Source organism: Aeromonas sp. sif0611, from assembly GCF_019218845.1.
GTDB lineage: Bacteria > Pseudomonadota > Gammaproteobacteria > Enterobacterales > Aeromonadaceae > Aeromonas > Aeromonas media.
On sequence record NZ_JAHUWU010000033.1, the window covers coordinates 1 to 400 of the forward strand.

The 400-nt window shown below is 51.2% G+C and carries 1 tRNA gene and 1 rRNA gene; both read right to left on the minus strand.

What is annotated here, in order from left to right:
* Nucleotides 1-22: 22 nt before the first annotated feature.
* A tRNA-Glu gene (locus KW824_RS20635) sits at nucleotides 23-98 on the minus strand.
* A 224-nt stretch (nucleotides 99-322) separates the two neighbouring features.
* Nucleotides 323-400: ribosomal RNA gene (locus KW824_RS20640) — 16S ribosomal RNA — on the minus strand; the annotation flags it as partial.

A 400-nucleotide genomic window follows, 5' to 3' on the forward strand; every position in this document is an offset into this window, starting at 1 on the left:
TTCTTGTTAGCAAGAAGAGAAGTGGCGTCCCCTAGGGGATTCGAACCCCTGTTACCGCCGTGAAAGGGCGGTGTCCTAGGCCTCTAGACGAAGGGGACCCAAAATCATCTTTGCGCTGCGTTAGCAGCGCAGATTTTGGGTAATGGCGAGTGCTGAGCCTGCGAGGCCGAGCGCCATTATTCACATCCCAAAACCCAATGATAGGGCTTCTCTCATCTGACCTAAGCCAGATAAGCACTGACGCTTTCGCATCAGGTCTTTGCTCTAACTACTTTGAATCAAGGCAATCTGTGTGAACACTCAACAACACGACATCTTAAGGTAAGGAGGTGATCCAACCCCAGGTTCCCCTAGGGTTACCTTGTTACGACTTCACCCCAGTCATGAATCACACCGTGGT